Origin of the sequence: Janthinobacterium lividum, from assembly GCF_034424625.1 — a bacterium.
GTDB lineage: Bacteria > Pseudomonadota > Gammaproteobacteria > Burkholderiales > Burkholderiaceae_D > Janthinobacterium > Janthinobacterium lividum.
This window is the reverse complement of the sequence record NZ_CP139976.1, coordinates 2,522,807-2,538,508: the sequence shown is the minus strand read 5'-3', so window position 1 is coordinate 2,538,508 and position 15,702 is coordinate 2,522,807. Positions and strand designations below refer to the sequence as shown.

Here is a 15,702-nt window from a genome sequence, read left to right as displayed (position 1 = left end):
CTGTCCCGCCATACCCGGCGGCGCCCACGCGCCGCCGCCCGCCTTTGATGTTTCTCTGCAACACCTCAAAAGTTTTCAAGAACAAAACGAGTTTACTTATCAAAGCGCTTTGAACTATACTCAAAGCGCTTTGAAACATAGTTAAAGCGCTTTGGTTGTGCAAATTGATGCGCGCCGATCCCACACCTATAAAAACACTGGAGACACAATGAACAAATTTTTCTTGAAAGCGTTGCCAGCGGCAGTGCTGATGGCCTTGAGTGCGTCGGCCCAGGCCGCCCTGCCGATCGACTTCGGCGGCTATATCCGCTCGGGCTTCGGCACCAGCAGCGAAGGCGGCAAGGAAGCGTGTTTCGGCCTGGCCGGCGCCTCGTCCAAGTATCGTCTGGGCAATGAGTGCGAAACCTACGGCGAACTGAAATTCGGCGGCGAAGCCTTCAAGGCAGCCAACGGCACCACCTTCCGCATCAATACCCTGGTGGCGTTTTCCGTCAATCAGAACCAGGATTGGGAGCAATCGGACCCATCGTGGCGCGAAATGAACGTGGTCGCCGACAAGATCGGCACGGGCGCCTTCGCCGAAGCGCGCGCCTGGGTCGGCAAGCGCTACTACGACCGCCAGGACGTGCACATCACCGATTACTACTTCTGGAATAACAGCGGCCCTGGCGCCGGCCTGGAAAACATCGACCTGGGCGCCGCCAAGCTGGCCTACGCCGTCGTGCGCACGGCCGATGACGGCGACAGCAAGCGCATGGGCCTGTCCCACGACCTGCGCTTCTCCGGCATCAAGGTCAATCCCGATGGCGAACTGACCTTGGGCCTGCAATTCAACCAGAAACGCAATGCGCAAGGCGCGGCCCCCATCGCCAGCGGCCACCTGCTGACCATCATGCATACGCAAGGCAATCTGCTGGGCGGCTTCAACAAGGTGGCATTGCAGTACGGTAAGGGCAGCGCCGCCAACACGGGCGGCTTCAGCCTGGGCGCCGGCAAGGATGACAAGGTCGTGCGTCTGACGGAACAGATCATGATCCAGCCCAAAGGCGCCTGGTCGGGCATGGGCACCTTCGTCTATGAAGACAAGGAAACGGCAGGCGTGAGCAGCAAGTGGACATCGATCGGCGCGCGCCCCGTCTACCACTTCACGGACAACTACAGCCTGGCCGTGGAACTGGGCCACGACATCGTCAAGCCGGAAGGCGGCGAAAGCCGCAACCTGACCAAGCTGACGTTCGCGCCGCAACTGTCGGCCGGCAACAGCTTCTGGTCGCGTCCCGTGCTGCGCGCCTTCTACACCTATGCCAAATGGAACAAGGCAGCCCAGTCGGCCGCCGCCGCGGAATCGGCGCTGTCGTCGACGGGCGTGTTCGGTGGCAAGACCAACGGCAGCTCCGTCGGTTTCCAAGTGGAATCCTGGTGGTAATCGCAGGCCGCTAGAACGTTGGCAAGCGTCCCCGGACGCTTGCCGGTGGCAGCAACACCGCCCGCTTATCCAGGGGCAAGTAATATCCGGATCCACCATTTCGCCGCTGCACGCGATGGCCGGCAGCTTCAATGTAGTGATTCAGCAGTATCCTCTTTTAGCGCGGGCGCCCCTGGGTTTGCCCGCGTATTTTTTTGGGCGCTGCCGCCGCTTGTCATACCCCTGATCATTCCGGCATTTATCAGATAAACTACCCGTCATCGCACCGCATCGCTCCCGACCCACCCTGGATAGACCCCAACTGCAGCATCCATGAACCTCAAAAATCTCGCCAAAACGCTAGGAATATCCGAAACCACCGTCAGCCGCGCCTTGAATGGCTATCCGGAAGTGAGCGAACGCACGCGCGAGCGGGTGCTGGCCGCCGCGCAGGCGGCCGGCTACCGTCCCAATCCCATGGCGCGCAGCCTGGCCGTGGGACGCACGAATATCGTCGGCATCATCTACCCGCTGATGCCGAACGATCTGGCCGACCCCATGTTCATCGAAATCGTGGGCGGCATGTCGGAAGCGCTGGAAGCCCAGCAGATGGACATGATGATCGCGCCCGCCTCGGCCGGCAACGAATTCCACACCTATGAACGCATGGTCAAGGGCCGCCGCATCGATGGCCTGATCGTCGGACGCACGAAACCGTTCGACGAGCGCATCGCCTACCTGGCGCAGCAGGGCATGCCGTTCGTCGCCCATGGCCGCACCCAGCTGAACCAGCCGCACGCGTGGTTCGACTACGACAACGAGGCGGGCATGCGCCTGGCCGTCGAGCGCCTGGCGCAGCTGGGCCATCAGCGCATCGGCCTGATCAGCGCCACGCCGGACCTGAACTTCGTGCGCCAGCGCGTCGAGAGTTTCCAGCACGCCATGCAAGCGGGCGGCCTGGCCGTCGACCCGGACAACCTGGTCGACAATGCGCACGACCGCCGCGCCGGCTACCAGGCCATGCAGCGCCTGCTGGCCCGCTCGCCCCGCCCCACGGCCGTCATCGTCGACAATCACATGTCGGGCGTGGGCGCCGTGCGCGCCCTGCTCGACGCGGGCATCGCCATCGGCAGCGAAATGTCGCTGATCGTCTGGGGCGTGATGGAGGATTCCCTGGCCGGCCACAACGTCACCACCGTCGTCCAGCCCGACCCGCGCGGCGCTGGCGCGAAGATGATCCACATGCTGCTGGCCCTGATGGATGGCACGCCCGTCACCGACCTGCAGGAACTGTGGCCGTGCGAACTGCTGCCGGGCGAGTCGGCAGGGCCCGTAATACACGCATGATTTACCCCTAGAGCAAACTACTGGGGTCGGTCACTGCATTGGAATGCATCCCATTGGGACGCATTCCCCCTCAGGGTCCGACCCCAGCCTCCGCTTGGGGTTTCGTAGAACTCCCTCTTCCGCTCTGCTTTGCCTTCCTGAATCACCCTCATAAAAAAATCGTATGTCTGGCGCGTGTATCGCTTTACTTTTCAAAGCGCTTTGAACTATACTCATTTCATACCCAAAGCGCTTTGAATTTTAAAATAAGACGTTCGCCTACCAACCAGCAGCGCCGCCCTGATAGCCAAGGCTACAGGCAACTTTTAAGAAATCATTCATGCCGACCATCCAGAACAATCTCGCCCACCTGCCCGCCGACTGGTGGCGCAGCGCCGTCATCTACCAGGTTTATCCACGCAGCTTCCTCGACAGCAATGGCGACGGCATCGGCGACTTGCCTGGCATCACCTCCAAGCTCGATTACATCGCCGCCCTGGGCGCCGACATCGTGTGGATCTCGCCCTTCTTCACGTCGCCGATGAAGGATTTCGGCTACGACGTAGCCGACTTCTGCGACGTCGATCCCATGTTTGGCACTCTGGCCGATTTCGACCGCCTGGTGGCGCGCGCCCATGAACTGGGCTTGAAAGTGATGATCGACCAGGTGCTGTCGCACTCGTCCGACAACCACCCGTGGTTCGTGGAGAGCCGCTCCAGCCGCGACAATGCCAAGGCCGACTGGTATGTGTGGGCCGACCAGAAGCCGGACGGCACGGCGCCGAACAACTGGCTGTCCGTGTTCGGCGGTTCCGCCTGGCAATGGGAGCCGCGCCGCGGCCAGTATTACCTGCACGATTTCCTCGCCAGCCAGCCCGACCTGAATTTCCACAATCCAGCCGTGCAGCAGGCCCAGCTGGACAACCTGCGTTTCTGGCTCGAGCGCGGCGTCGATGGCTTCCGTTTCGACTCCTGCAACTTCCCGTATCACGACCAGCTGCTGCGCGACAATCCGCCCGCCGTGCAGCGCGATGCGAGCAGCGTGTCGGCCATCAACCCGTACGGCATGCAGGCGCACGTGTACGACAAGACGCAGCCGGAAAACATCGCCTATTTGCAGCGCGTGCGCGCCATACTTGACGAATATCAAGCCATTTCCATCGGCGAAGTGGGCGACGACAATGCGCTGGCCACCATGGCTGCCTACACGGGCGCCGACAAGCTGCACATGGCCTACAGTTTCAACTTGCTGACGGCGGAATTTTCGGCCGCGCACATCCGCACCCAGGTGGAAGAATTCGAGGCGCAAGTGGCCGACGGCTGGGCTTCCTGGTCCGTGGGCAACCACGACAGCGTGCGCGTCATGACGCGCTGGGGTGGCGAAAACCCGTCGCCATCGCTGGCCAAGGTGGTGCTGGCCGTGCAGGCCGCGCTGAAAGGCACGCCTTGCCTGTACCAGGGCGACGAGCTGGCCCTGACGGAAGCGGACATTCCTTTCGAGGCGCTGCAAGACCCGTACGGCATCCCGTTCTGGCCCCAGTTCAAGGGCCGCGATGGCTGCCGCACGCCGATGCCGTGGGTGGCCGAGGCGCCGCATGGCGGCTTCAGCACGGCAAAACCTTGGCTGCCCGTGCCGCCCGAGCATCTGGCGCGCGCGGTGGATGTCGAAGAAAACGATTCCGCTTCACCCTTGCAGTTTGCGCAGAACATCCTCGCCTGGCGCCGCACCCTGCCGCAATTGCTGCGCGGCGACATCGTCTTCTTCGATGCGCCGGAACCCGTGCTGGCCCTGCGCCGCGACTTGCCTGGTCAACCGTCCGTCCTGGCCGCCTTCAACCTGGGCACGCAAGCGGTCACCTTCGCCTGGCCGGACGCGGCGCCAGCGGCCGACCTGGCCGGTCACGGCTTGCCAGGTAGCAAAGATGGCCAACAGCTCAGCCTGCCCCCGCATGGCGGCTGGTTCGGCACCCTGGCGTAAATCGCAGGCTTTGGCGGCCATGCCGCCAATTACAATAACGAGCCCCGCGCATCAGCGGGGCCAAATAACAGCGTATCAGTGCCTGGCAAAATCGTAGCGAGCGGATGAGAGTTGTGGCAGAGAAGCGCAGCTGTGCGAAGGCACAGTGAGCATCGCCAGCCGCAAATCTCGACGCGCAGTAGATTTGGCCAGGCACATTCAGTGAGATTGAGGACGACAGACATGGCTGGACTGAAGTTAACAGGCCTGAAGAAGGCATATGGCGACGTGCAAACCCTGCACGGCATCGACCTGGAGATCGCCGATGGCGAATTCATGGTGTTCGTGGGCCCGTCGGGTTGTGGCAAATCCACCTTGCTGCGCAGTATTTGCGGCCTGGAAGAGATCAGCGGCGGCGATTTATTCATCGGCAAGACCCGCATGAACGACGTGCCGCCCGCCAAGCGCGGCATCGCCATGGTGTTCCAGAGCTACGCCTTGTACCCGCACATGAGCGTGGCGCAGAACATGGCGTTTGGCCTGAAGCTGGCCGGCATGAGCAAGGTGCAGATCGCCGACGCCGTGCAACGCGCCGCGCAGATCCTGCGCATCGAACCTTTGCTGGAACGCAAACCGAAGGACTTGTCGGGCGGCCAGCGCCAGCGCGTGGCCATCGGCCGCGCCATCGTGCGCAAGCCCGACGTCTTCCTGTTCGACGAACCGCTGTCCAACCTCGACGCTTCGCTGCGCGTGCAGATGCGCATCGAACTGGCGAACTTGCACCGCGAATTGCGCTCAACCATGATTTACGTCACGCATGACCAGGTCGAAGCGATGACCCTGGCCGACCGCATCGTCGTGCTCAACGCGGGCCGCATCGAACAGGTGGGCGCGCCGCTGGAGCTGTACCACCATCCCGCCAACCTGTTCGTGGCCGGCTTCCTCGGTTCGCCCCGCATGAACTTCCTCAAAGGCAAGATCCACAGCTATGCCGATGGCGTGGCCACCATCGCCACCAACGCGGGCGGCATGCTGCAGGCCGTCCTGACGCAGCCGCTGGCCAGCGGCACCCCCGTCACCGTCGGCGCGCGTCCCGAACACGTGCAAGCGTGCGCGCCCGGCGCCACTGCCGCCATCACGGCCACCGTGCAGGCGGTGGAAAAACTGGGCGACATCAGCTATCTGTATGTGCAGGTACCTGGCGGCGACGAGCCGCTGGTGGTGCGCGCCGATGCGGAAACGGACTGGGCCATTGGCCAATCCGTGGCGCTGCAAGTGGCGCCCGCCCGCGTCCACGTGTTCGACGAGCATGGCCAGACCCGTACCTGATTCCGAATTTAAAGGGCCAGGCGCTACAGGCGCCGCCTGGCCTGGTTGTATCGTCTCAGCCTTGATACTTAACATAAAAAAAGACACTGGAGATTGACATGTCCTTCACACACGCGAAACGCAGCTTCATCAAAACCACCCTGATCGCCGCCGCCCTGGCCGGCATCGGCAACCTGGCCGCCGTCAGCATGGCGAACGCGGCCGAAGCAGGCACTCTCTTGATCTGGATCAATGGCGACAAGGGCTACAAGGGCCTGGCAAAGGTCGGCGAGGAATTCACCAAGAAGACGGGCGTCAAGGTCGTCGTCGAGCATCCGGAAGATGCACCGAACAAATTCCAGCAAGCGGCGGCCGCCGGCAAGGGTCCGGACATCTGGATCTGGCCGCATGACCGCATCGGCACCTGGATCGACGCCGGCTTGCTGCAACCATTGACGCCAAGCAAGGAAGCCCGCGCCGCCATCCTGCCGCTGGCCTGGAACGCCTTCACGGTGGGCGGCAAGACCTGGGGCTACCCGATCTCCATCGAAGCCGTCGCCCTCGTCTACAACAAGGACCTGGTGCCGACGCCACCAAAAACCTTCGAAGAAATCGCCGCGCTGGACAAGAAATTGTCCGCGCAGGGCAAGAAAGCCATCCTGTGGGATTACACGAACACCTATTTCACGTGGCCTTTGCTGGGCGCGGGCGGCGGCTTCCCGTTTGAAGTCAAGGCCGACGGCCGCTACGATGCAGCCAAGACGGGCGTGAACAATGCCGGTTCGCAGGCTGGCGTGAATGCGCTGATGACCCTGATCAACAGCGGCGCCATGCCGAAGGGCGCGGGCTACGCGGAAATGGAAGCCGGTTTCAATCAGGGCAAGATCGCCATGATGATCAACGGCCCATGGTCGTGGGACAATGCGCGCAAATCGAAGATCAACTTTGGCGTGGCAACGATCCCTACCGTGGCAGGCAAGACGGCCACCCCGTTCGTGGGCGTGCTGGGCGCGATGATTTCCAAGGCTAGCCCGAACAAGGACCTGGCCACGGAATTCCTGGAAAACCAGATGCTGCAGATCAATGGCCTGAAAACCATCAACGCCGACGTCCCGCTGGGCACGCCAGCGAACAAGGTGCTGTTCGCGGAATTGAAAGCCAATCCGAACATCCAGGCGACGATGGAAAGCGCGCAAGCGGGCCGTCCGATGCCGAACAACCCGGAAATGGGCCGCTTCTGGTCGTCGATGCAATCGGCGCTGGAAAACATCACGCAAGGCCGCCAGACGACCAAGGATGGCCTGGATGCGGCGGCGAAGCGGATTACGACCGCCAATTAAGCAGGTCAAGGCGTAGGTCGGATTAGGCCCGAAGGGCCGTAATCCGACACCAGCAGCCAACAATGTTGTCGGATTACGCGGCATAGCCGCTAATCCGACCTACGCCATCTCGTATCACTCCATCTTCACAGGTATCCATCGTGCGCAAGTTTATCGGCCCTACGGTATTGACCATCAGCATGGCGCTGGGTCTGTATCTGCTCTTCATGTTGTACATTTCCGGCCAGACCATGCTGGCCGCCGTTTTCCTCGGCTTGCTGACCCTGACGACGTTTGTCTTCACGTCGCCGCGCGCCTATGCCTACCGCTATCTGTTTCCCGGCATTACGGCGGTCATCGTCTTCGTGCTGCTGCCGATGGTGTACACGGTGTCGATCGGCTTTACCAATTTCAGTTCGCGCAACCTGCTCACGTATGAGCGGGCCACGCAATACCTGCTCGACGAGACGCAGCGCGTGGAAAGCGCCGGCTATGCCATGACCGTGCATGCCGACAACAAGGAATACCGCCTGCGCCTGGAAAGCCCGGACACGGGCGAAGTGCTCTTGACGCAGCCGCTGGCCCTCAAGCGCGCCGTCCCCCTGAACGTGGAAGTGGCGCCGCTGGATCCCGTGCAGGCGCCCGTGCTGGCCCCGCCGCTGCCCATCAAGGACATCATCGCCCTGCAAAAGGACTTGAAGCTGCTCACCCTGGTCATGCCGAACAAGATCGAGCTGCGCATGGTGGGCTTGCGCGAATTCGGCCCTGTCGCGCATGTCTACAAACAACTGCCCGACAAGACCCTGAAGAAAATCGCCACGGGCGAGCTCGTGACACCGAACTTCAAGACGGGCTTTTATGAAATGCCGGACGGTACCAAGCTGGAACCGGGCTTCAAGGTCAATGTCGGCTTCGCCAACTTCGTCAAAATCTTCTCCGATGAAGCGTTCCGCGGCCCCTTCCTGCGCATTTTCGTGTGGACCATCGTTTTCGCCCTGATCAGCGTGGCCACGACGACGGGCCTGGGCATGGTGCTGGCCGTACTGCTGAACTGGGATGCGCTGCGCTTCCGCGGCCTGTACCGCACCCTGCTGTTCCTGCCGTACGCCGTGCCGGGTTTTATCTCCATCCTGGTCTTCAAGGGCTTGTTCAACAATAACTTCGGCGAAATCAACCTCGTGCTCGACGCCCTGTTCGGTATCAAGCCCGCCTGGTTCTCGGACACCACGCTGGCCAAGGCCATGATTTTGATCGTCAACACCTGGCTCGGCTACCCCTACATGATGGTGGTGTGCATGGGCTTGATCAAGGCGATCCCGTCGGACCTGTACGAAGCGTCGGCCCTGGCCGGCGCGGGACCGCTGACGAATTTCTTCAAGATCACGCTGCCGTTGATCATCAAACCGCTGACGCCGCTGATGGTGGCCAGCCTGGGTTTTAACTTCAATAATTTCGTGCTGATCAGCTTGCTGACGGGCGGGCGCCCCGATTTCCTCGACACGACGTTACCGGCCGGCACGACGGACTTGCTCGTGTCCTACACCTATCGCATCGCGTTCGAGGATTCCGGCCAGAACTTTGGCCTGGCCGCCGCCATCTCGACCCTGATCTTCTTCCTCGTGGCCGCGATTTCGCTGGTCAACATGCGCCTGACGCGCATGAACAAAGCATAAAGGACAGCATATGGCTATCGTTGTCGACCGTTCCAACCGCTGGCGCATCCTGGCGGCCCACGTCGCCGTGATCGCGCTGATCGCGCTGGTGATGTTCCCCTTCCTGATGATCTTGTCGATCTCTTTGCGCCCTGGCAATTTCGCCTCGGGCAGCCTGATACCGCCCGAGATCAGCTTCGAGCACTGGCGCCTGGCGCTGGGCATGTCTTACCAGGCGCCCAACGGCACCCTGGTCGAGCCTGATTTCCCCGTGCTGCTGTGGCTGTGGAATTCCATCAAGGTGGCCAGCATGAGCGCCACCGTCACCGTGCTGCTGTCGACCACCTGCGCGTATGCGTTCGCGCGCATGCAGTTCCGCTTCAAGTCGCAAACCCTGTCCGCGCTGATGCTGCTGCAGATGTTCCCCGCCGTGCTGGCCCTGGTGGCCATCTACGCCATTTTCGATGTGCTGGGCAGCTACGTGCCGTGGCTGGGCATCGACCACCACGGCAGCCTGGTGCTGGCCTACACGGGCGGCATCGCCCTGCATATCTGGACCATCAAGGGCTACTATCAAACCATCCCCATCGAGATCGAGGAAGCGGCCAAGGTCGACGGCGCCACGCAATGGCAGGCATTCATCTACGTGCTGCTGCCGATGACGGTGCCGATCCTGATGGTGGTATTCCTGCTGTCGTTCATCGGCGCCATCATCGAATACCCGATCGCCTCCGTGTTGCTGCATGAACAGAACAACCTGACCCTGGCCGTCGGCTCGAAACTGTTCCTGTACGAGCAAAAATACCTGTGGGGCGACTTCGCCGCGGCAGCCATTTTGTCCGGCCTGCCCATCACGGCCGTATTCCTGCTGGCGCAAAAATGGATGATCTCCGGCCTGACGGCTGGCGGCGTGAAGGGCTGACCATGCGCCGCGCCCTGACTACGCTGGCCGCCCTGTTACTCAGCGCTTCGGCGCAGGCAGGGAGCTTTGCGGACAACCCCATCGTCTACTTCGCCGTGACGGACCGCTTCGCCAACGGCAATCCTGGAAACGACCACAGTTATGGCCGCGCCGCCGACCCGCAAGGCGGCGATGTGGGCAGCTTTCACGGCGGCGACATCGCCGGCATTACGCAGCAGCTCAAAGCCGGCTACTTCCGCGACCTGGGCGTCAACGCCCTGTGGATCACGGCGCCGTACGAACAGATCCACGGCTGGGTGGTGGGCGGCAAGCAGCAGTTCCAGCACTACGCCTACCACGGCTACTGGGCGCTCGACTTCACGACCATGGATGCCAACATGGGCACGCGCGAGGAACTGCGCGAGATGATAGACACGGCCCATGCGCAAGGCATCCGCGTGCTGTTCGACGTGGTGCTGAACCATCCCGGCTACGCGGACTTGCGCACCCTGTCCGAATACAAGGTGCCGGTCCTGTGGCCCGGCCATGAGCAGGCCGTGCTGCGCGACTATCACAGCTTCATCGACTATAACAACTTCGAATTCAAGCAGTGGTGGGGCCCGGACTGGGTGCGCGCCGGCTTGCCCGGCTACGCCGACGGCGGCAAGGATGATTTCACCATGCAGCTGGCCTACCTGCCCGACTTCCGCACGGAGAGCGGCAAGGGCGTGGGCTTGCCGCCGATTTTGCAGCGCAAGGCCGACACGCGCGCCGTGGCCCTGCCCGATGCGACTGTCCGCACTTACCTTGTCAACTGGCTGGCCGACTGGGTGCGCGAATTCGGCGTCGACGGCTTCAGGGCCGACACCGTCAAGCACGTGGAGCCGACCAGCTGGCTGGCCCTGCGCGCGGCAGCCACCGATGCCCTCAAGGATTGGAAAACCCGCCATCCGCAGCAAAAGATCGATGACGCGCCGTTCTGGATGACGGGCGAAGCGTGGGGCCACGGCCCCGAGCGCAGCAGCTGGCATGACGCCGGTTTCGATTCGATGATCAATTTCGACTTTCAAAGCCGCGCTGGCGGCGACTGGAAAAGCATCGATGGCGTCTACCGCCAGTACGCGGGCTTGCTGGGCAAGGGCCCGGGCCCCCGCTACGACATCCTGTCGTATATCTCGTCGCACGACACCAGCCTGTTCCCGCGCGACCGGCTGAAACATGGCTTGTCCGCCCTGCTGCTGGCGCCGGGCGGCGTGCAGCTGTTCTATGGCGATGAAAGCGCGCGCCAGCCTGGCGCGGCGCCCGTCGGCGACGAACAGCAGGCCACGCGGTCAAGCATGAACTGGTCTGCGCTGGATGCGCCCACCCTGGCGCATGCGCGCAAGCTGGGCCAGTTCCGGCTGCGCCACCCTGCCCTGGCGCGCGGCGAACACCGCTTCATCGACGACAAGCCGTACGCATTCGCCCGCGTGACGGATGGCGACGCCGTCATCGCCGTACCCGAGGCGCAAGGCCCGCTCGAACTGAAAGTGCACGGCGTGTTCGCCGACGGCACCAGTCTGCGCGACGCTTACACGAATCAAACCTATATCGTAAAAAACGGCACCGTCGCGGTGAACGCGGGCGGCACCGTCCTGCTGGAGAAAGCTGCACCATGAGTACCTATGACATTTTAGTGGTCGGCGGCGCCGGCATCGACACGATCGTGCGCGTCCCCGACCTGCAATTGCCCGTCGCCGATTCGCTGCACGTGCCGCCCATCCGCGACTACGTGGCGCACACGGGCAACGGCGTGGCACTGGGCTGCCACGCGCTGGGCTTGCGCTGCAAGTTCATCGACTTCATCGGCGACGATGCGCAGGGCGCGGCCATCCTGCAGCGCTACAAGGAAGCCCGGCTCGATTTTTCACACCTTGTCGAACCCTCGGGCACGCGGCGCAGCGTCAACCTGGTCGACCCGCAAGGGTGCCGGCTGTCGCTGTACGACGGACGCCATCCGGAAGACGTGCGCATGCCGGCCGCTTTTTATCTTCCCTACCTGGGCCCGGCGCGCCATGCGCACTTTTCCATCATGGGCTGGGTGGCCGAGCTGTTTGACGATGCGCAAGTGTGCGGCACCACGGTGTCGACGGATTTGCACGACTGGGATGGCGTCAACCCGCACCACAAGGTCTTTGCGCTGCGCGCCGACCTGGTCTTCCTCAGCACGGCCGCGCTGGGCGAGCGTACGGAGTCCGTCATGCGCGCCATTATCTCGGAAGGCCGCGCACAGGCCGTCATCGCCATGGCCGGAGCGGACGGCGCCTACCTGCTGGAACGGGGCGGCGAGACCGTGCGTCACACGCCGACGGCAGGCTTGAAACTGCCCGTGGTAGACACGAACGGCGCCGGCGACTCGTTCGTGGCGGCCTTCCTGCATGCCTGGCTGGGCGGCGCGGGCCTGGACGACGCCATGCGCCGCGGCGCCATCGGCGGCGCATTTGCCTGCGCGCAGAACGGCACGCATGAACGGTTCATCGGGCTGGCAGAGCTGCATGACTTATATCAAGACAGCACTAGCTTATGAATTAATATTCTATCAAGCGTAGCAACCAGTTAACGGACGCATGGCACAATGGCTGCGGATTTCACCACCGCATACCATAGCAACCGGAGACCACATGAGAATCGAAACCCTGGCCGTGCACGCCGGCTACACCCCCGACCCGACCACCAAGGCCGCCGCCGTCCCCATTTACCAGACGGTGGCCTACGCCTTCGACAATGCCCAGCATGGCGCCGACCTGTTCGACCTCAAGGTCGCCGGCAATATCTACACGCGCATCATGAACCCCACGCAGGACGTGCTGGAAAAACGGGTCGCGGCGCTGGAAGGCGGCGTGGCCGCGCTGGCCGTGGCGTCGGGCATGGCGGCGATCACCTATGCGATCCAGACCATCGCCGAAGCGGGCGACAATTTCATCTCCGCCAGCCAGCTGTATGGCGGCACCTACAACCTGTTTGCCCACACCCTGCCGCAGATCGGCATCGAAGTGCGCTTCGCCGACGCGCGCCAGCCCGAGACGTTTGCCGCTCTGATCGACGCGCGCACCAAGGCCATCTTCTGCGAATCGATCGGCAACCCGCTGGGCAATGTCACCGATGTAGCGAAACTGGCCGAGATCGCGCATGCGCACGGCATCCCGCTGATCGTCGATAACACGGTGCCGAGTCCCTATCTGTTCCGTCCCATCGAGCATGGCGCCGATATCGTCGTGCACTCGCTGACCAAATACCTGGGCGGCCACGGCACCACCGTGGGCGGCGCCATCGTCGACAGCGGCAAGTTCCCGTGGGCCGAGCACAAAGAACGCTTCAAGCGCCTGAACGAACCGGACGTGTCGTATCACGGCGTCGTCTACACGGAAGCCTTCGGCCCGGCCGCCTTCATCGGCCGCGCCAGGGTCGTCCCTCTGCGCAATATGGGCGCGGCCATCTCGCCACTCTCCGCCTTCCAGCTGATCCAGGGCATCGAGACGCTGGCCCTGCGCATGGACCGCATCTGCGACAACACGCTGGCTCTGGCCAGGCACCTGAAACAGCATCCGAAAGTCGCATGGGTCAATTACGCGGGCCTGGAAGACCACCCGGACCACGCGCTGGTGAAGAAATACATGAATGGCCGCGCCTCGGGCATTTTATCGTTCGGCCTGAAACTGGCGGCTGGTGAGGATCCACGCGCGGCCGGCGCCCGCGTGCTCGACGCCCTGCAACTGTTCACGCGCCTGGTCAACATCGGCGACGCCAAGTCGCTGGCCACGCACCCTGCCTCCACCACGCACCGCCAGCTCAATCCCGAAGAACTGGCGAAGGCAGGCGTGTCGGAAGACATGCTGCGCCTGTCCGTCGGCATCGAGCATATCGACGACTTGCGCGAAGACCTGGAGCAAGCCTTGAACGCGGCGTAAGCCTCTTTTCCACGCCGCCCGGAGGGGACTTCATGCCATAATCGGCGGCATGTCTTCCCCTCCTACTCCCCCTGAACAGCCGGCATCCGGCCATTTCCGCGCCGAATACGCGCGGCGCATGAATGCCGTGCTTGACCATATCGACCGCCACCTCGACACGCCGCTGGACCTGGCCCAGCTGGCCGACGTCGCGCATTTTTCACGTTTCCACTTTCACCGCGTATTCGCCGCCTGGATGGGCGAGACGCTGGGCGACTATGCGCGCCGCCGGCGCCTGGAAACGGCCGCCCTGCGGCTGGCCTGCCGTCCCGACGAAACGATACTGGACATCGCGCTGGCGACGGGCTTCGGTTCCGGCGAAGCGTTTGCGCGCGCCTTCAAGCTGAAATTCGGCTGCACGCCAACGGCCTGGCGCGCCGGCATCGCCGCAAAAAACGCTGCCATGCTCGCAGCCATGCGCCTGCGCCGGCAAGCTAGCAATCCGGATCAGGCCATGCGCAATCCTGGTCAGGAAAACGGGCCGAACTTCCAGCACCATGGGCACTCCAATCCACTTCACAGAGAGAGTCCCATGCAAGTCACCATCCTCGACCTGCCGCCCGCCACGGTGGCGTGCCAGCGCCATATCGGCCCCTACGGTCCCGCCATCGGCGCCTTCTGGCGCGACACCGTCGCGCCATGGATGCAGTCGCACGGCCTGGGCGACGCGACGTGCTACGGCATCGGCCATGACGATCCCAGCATCACGCCGCCAGACAAATGCCGCTACGACGCCTGCGTCACCGTGCCCGATGCGTTCCAGTCGGGCGGCCGGGCCAGCATCACCACCCTGCCGGGCGGGCGCTATGCGGTGGCGCAATTCAAGGGACCATCCAGCGCCATTGCCGAAACATGGACGCGCATGACGCGCGAATGGCTGCCGGCCAGCGGCCTGCAGTGGGATGAGCGCCCGTGCTTCGAGCGCTTTTCCGCGGCCACGGCGCTGGACCCGGCCACCGGCGAATTCTCCTGCGACATCTGCATCCCCGTGCGGCCCCTGTAGCTTCCTCTTTCGCGTGTATCAGCCCGCGATACCATAACGCGATGCCGGCTTGCCGCGCATCGCGCCTGCGAACAGGGCCAGACGGGCAGAGTCAAACTGCTCCCACAAGGCCTGGTCTTCGACGGAAGGCAAGGTCACCAGTTCGCCCTGATCCAGGCCCGCCAGCGCCGCATCGACACAGTCTTCCGCGCGCATGATGGTGGCCTGGTCCAGCTGCGCCAACGGCACGCCGCTCAATTCCCAGATTTCCGTCGCCGTCGATGCGGGCAGCACCAGCTGCACCGTAATGCCCGTGCCGGCCAGCTCCTGCTGCAAGCCGCGCGTGAAATTCATCACATAGCCCTTGGTGGCGCTGTAGATCGTGCTGACGGGCAAGATGTGGAAGGACAGCACGGAGCCGATATTGATGATGGTGCCGCTGTTGCGCAGCTTGAACTGCGGCAGCACGGCGTAGCTCAACTCCGCCACGGCCGTCACGTTGACCTTGTCCATGGTGGCGATGCCCGCTTTCGGCGTATCGACGACGGGCGCCAGGGTCGAGGCGCCCGCATTATTGACCAGCATGGTAATGGCCGGATTGCTGGCCAGTTCATCGGCCACGCGCTGCAGGTCGGCCGGTGCGGACAGGTCCGCCGCCATGGCGCGCACGGACACGCCATACTTTTCCGCCAGCGACTTGGCCAGCACGCCCAGGCGTTCGACCCGGCGCGCCACCAGGATCAAATCGAAGCCACGGCTGGCCAGGCGGTCCGCATACACGGCGCCCAGGCCCGACGATGCGCCGGTGACGAGGGCCGTGCCTTGGGTGGTAACTGCATTCATGATCATTCCTTCTTCAGTATAGG

At 63.2% G+C, this 15,702-nt stretch carries 12 protein-coding genes; 11 read left to right on the top strand and 1 reads right to left on the bottom strand.

All coding sequences use genetic code 11. The features are described 5' to 3' along the window. Positions 1-208 precede the first annotated feature (208 nt). From U0004_RS11540 to U0004_RS11490, 11 genes are all read left to right on the top strand, one after another. Positions 209-1,426 (top strand): maltoporin, encoded by a 1,218-nt coding sequence (locus U0004_RS11540; protein WP_034783044.1) that lies wholly within the window; start codon positions 209-211, stop codon positions 1,424-1,426. 312 nt (positions 1,427-1,738) lie between these two features. Next, a complete protein-coding gene (locus U0004_RS11535) occupies positions 1,739-2,752 on the top strand; it encodes a substrate-binding domain-containing protein (RefSeq protein ID WP_070259168.1) in 1,014 nt (337 codons plus the stop codon). 319 nt (positions 2,753-3,071) lie between these two features. Then, complete coding sequence (locus tag U0004_RS11530) at positions 3,072-4,709, top strand: alpha-amylase family glycosyl hydrolase (RefSeq protein WP_070259169.1); 1,638 nt, start codon at positions 3,072-3,074, stop codon at positions 4,707-4,709. A 222-nt stretch (positions 4,710-4,931) separates the two neighbouring features. Then, the gene (locus U0004_RS11525; protein ID WP_070259173.1) at positions 4,932-6,017 is read left to right on the top strand and encodes an ABC transporter ATP-binding protein; all 1,086 of its coding nucleotides are present in this window, start codon (positions 4,932-4,934) and stop codon (positions 6,015-6,017) included. Positions 6,018-6,115: 98 nt separating this feature from the next. After that, a complete protein-coding gene (malE, locus tag U0004_RS11520) occupies positions 6,116-7,336 on the top strand; it encodes a maltose/maltodextrin ABC transporter substrate-binding protein MalE (RefSeq protein WP_070259175.1) in 1,221 nt (406 codons plus the stop codon). A gap of 140 nt (positions 7,337-7,476) precedes the next feature. Next, positions 7,477-8,988 (top strand): maltose ABC transporter permease MalF, encoded by a 1,512-nt coding sequence (gene malF / locus U0004_RS11515; protein ID WP_071653731.1) that lies wholly within the window; start codon positions 7,477-7,479, stop codon positions 8,986-8,988. A gap of 10 nt (positions 8,989-8,998) precedes the next feature. Further along, complete coding sequence (malG, locus tag U0004_RS11510; RefSeq protein ID WP_070259183.1) at positions 8,999-9,889, top strand: maltose ABC transporter permease MalG; 891 nt, start codon at positions 8,999-9,001, stop codon at positions 9,887-9,889. Next, a complete protein-coding gene (locus U0004_RS11505; RefSeq protein ID WP_231958576.1) occupies positions 9,847-11,526 on the top strand; it encodes an alpha-amylase family glycosyl hydrolase in 1,680 nt (559 codons plus the stop codon). The genes malG and U0004_RS11505 overlap by 43 nt, the downstream gene beginning before the upstream one ends. Then, complete coding sequence (locus tag U0004_RS11500; RefSeq protein WP_070259187.1) at positions 11,523-12,434, top strand: carbohydrate kinase family protein; 912 nt, start codon at positions 11,523-11,525, stop codon at positions 12,432-12,434. The genes U0004_RS11505 and U0004_RS11500 overlap by 4 nt, the downstream gene beginning before the upstream one ends. A 94-nt stretch (positions 12,435-12,528) precedes the next feature. Next, positions 12,529-13,815: an O-acetylhomoserine aminocarboxypropyltransferase/cysteine synthase family protein gene (locus U0004_RS11495; protein ID WP_070259189.1), complete on the top strand. Its 1,287-nt coding sequence runs from the start codon at positions 12,529-12,531 to the stop codon at positions 13,813-13,815. Positions 13,816-13,864: 49 nt separating this feature from the next. Next, the gene (locus U0004_RS11490) at positions 13,865-14,857 is read left to right on the top strand and encodes an AraC family transcriptional regulator (RefSeq protein WP_070259191.1); all 993 of its coding nucleotides are present in this window, start codon (positions 13,865-13,867) and stop codon (positions 14,855-14,857) included. A gap of 18 nt (positions 14,858-14,875) precedes the next feature. On the opposite strand, the gene U0004_RS11485 is transcribed toward U0004_RS11490, so the two are convergent. Next, positions 14,876-15,679, bottom strand: coding sequence for an SDR family NAD(P)-dependent oxidoreductase (locus U0004_RS11485; protein WP_070259294.1), 804 nt, complete (start codon positions 15,677-15,679; stop codon positions 14,876-14,878). Between the last annotated feature and the right edge of the window lie 23 nt (positions 15,680-15,702).

Bases quoted from the DNA above. Each gene is read 5' to 3' on its own strand.
- U0004_RS11490 (WP_070259191.1), top strand. From the start codon at position 13,865: ATGTCTTCCCCTCCTACTCCCCCTGAACAGCCGGCATCCGGCCATTTC.
- U0004_RS11535 (WP_070259168.1), top strand. From the start codon at position 1,739: ATGAACCTCAAAAATCTCGCCAAAACGCTAGGAATATCCGAAACCACC.
- U0004_RS11485 (WP_070259294.1), bottom strand. From the start codon at position 15,679: ATGAATGCAGTTACCACCCAAGGCACGGCCCTCGTCACCGGCGCATCG.
- U0004_RS11505 (WP_231958576.1), top strand. From the start codon at position 9,847: ATGGATGATCTCCGGCCTGACGGCTGGCGGCGTGAAGGGCTGACCATG.
- malG (WP_070259183.1), top strand. From the start codon at position 8,999: ATGGCTATCGTTGTCGACCGTTCCAACCGCTGGCGCATCCTGGCGGCC.
- malE (WP_070259175.1), top strand. From the start codon at position 6,116: ATGTCCTTCACACACGCGAAACGCAGCTTCATCAAAACCACCCTGATC.
- U0004_RS11500 (WP_070259187.1), top strand. From the start codon at position 11,523: ATGAGTACCTATGACATTTTAGTGGTCGGCGGCGCCGGCATCGACACG.
- U0004_RS11495 (WP_070259189.1), top strand. From the start codon at position 12,529: ATGAGAATCGAAACCCTGGCCGTGCACGCCGGCTACACCCCCGACCCG.
- U0004_RS11540 (WP_034783044.1), top strand. From the start codon at position 209: ATGAACAAATTTTTCTTGAAAGCGTTGCCAGCGGCAGTGCTGATGGCC.
- U0004_RS11525 (WP_070259173.1), top strand. From the start codon at position 4,932: ATGGCTGGACTGAAGTTAACAGGCCTGAAGAAGGCATATGGCGACGTG.
- U0004_RS11530 (WP_070259169.1), top strand. From the start codon at position 3,072: ATGCCGACCATCCAGAACAATCTCGCCCACCTGCCCGCCGACTGGTGG.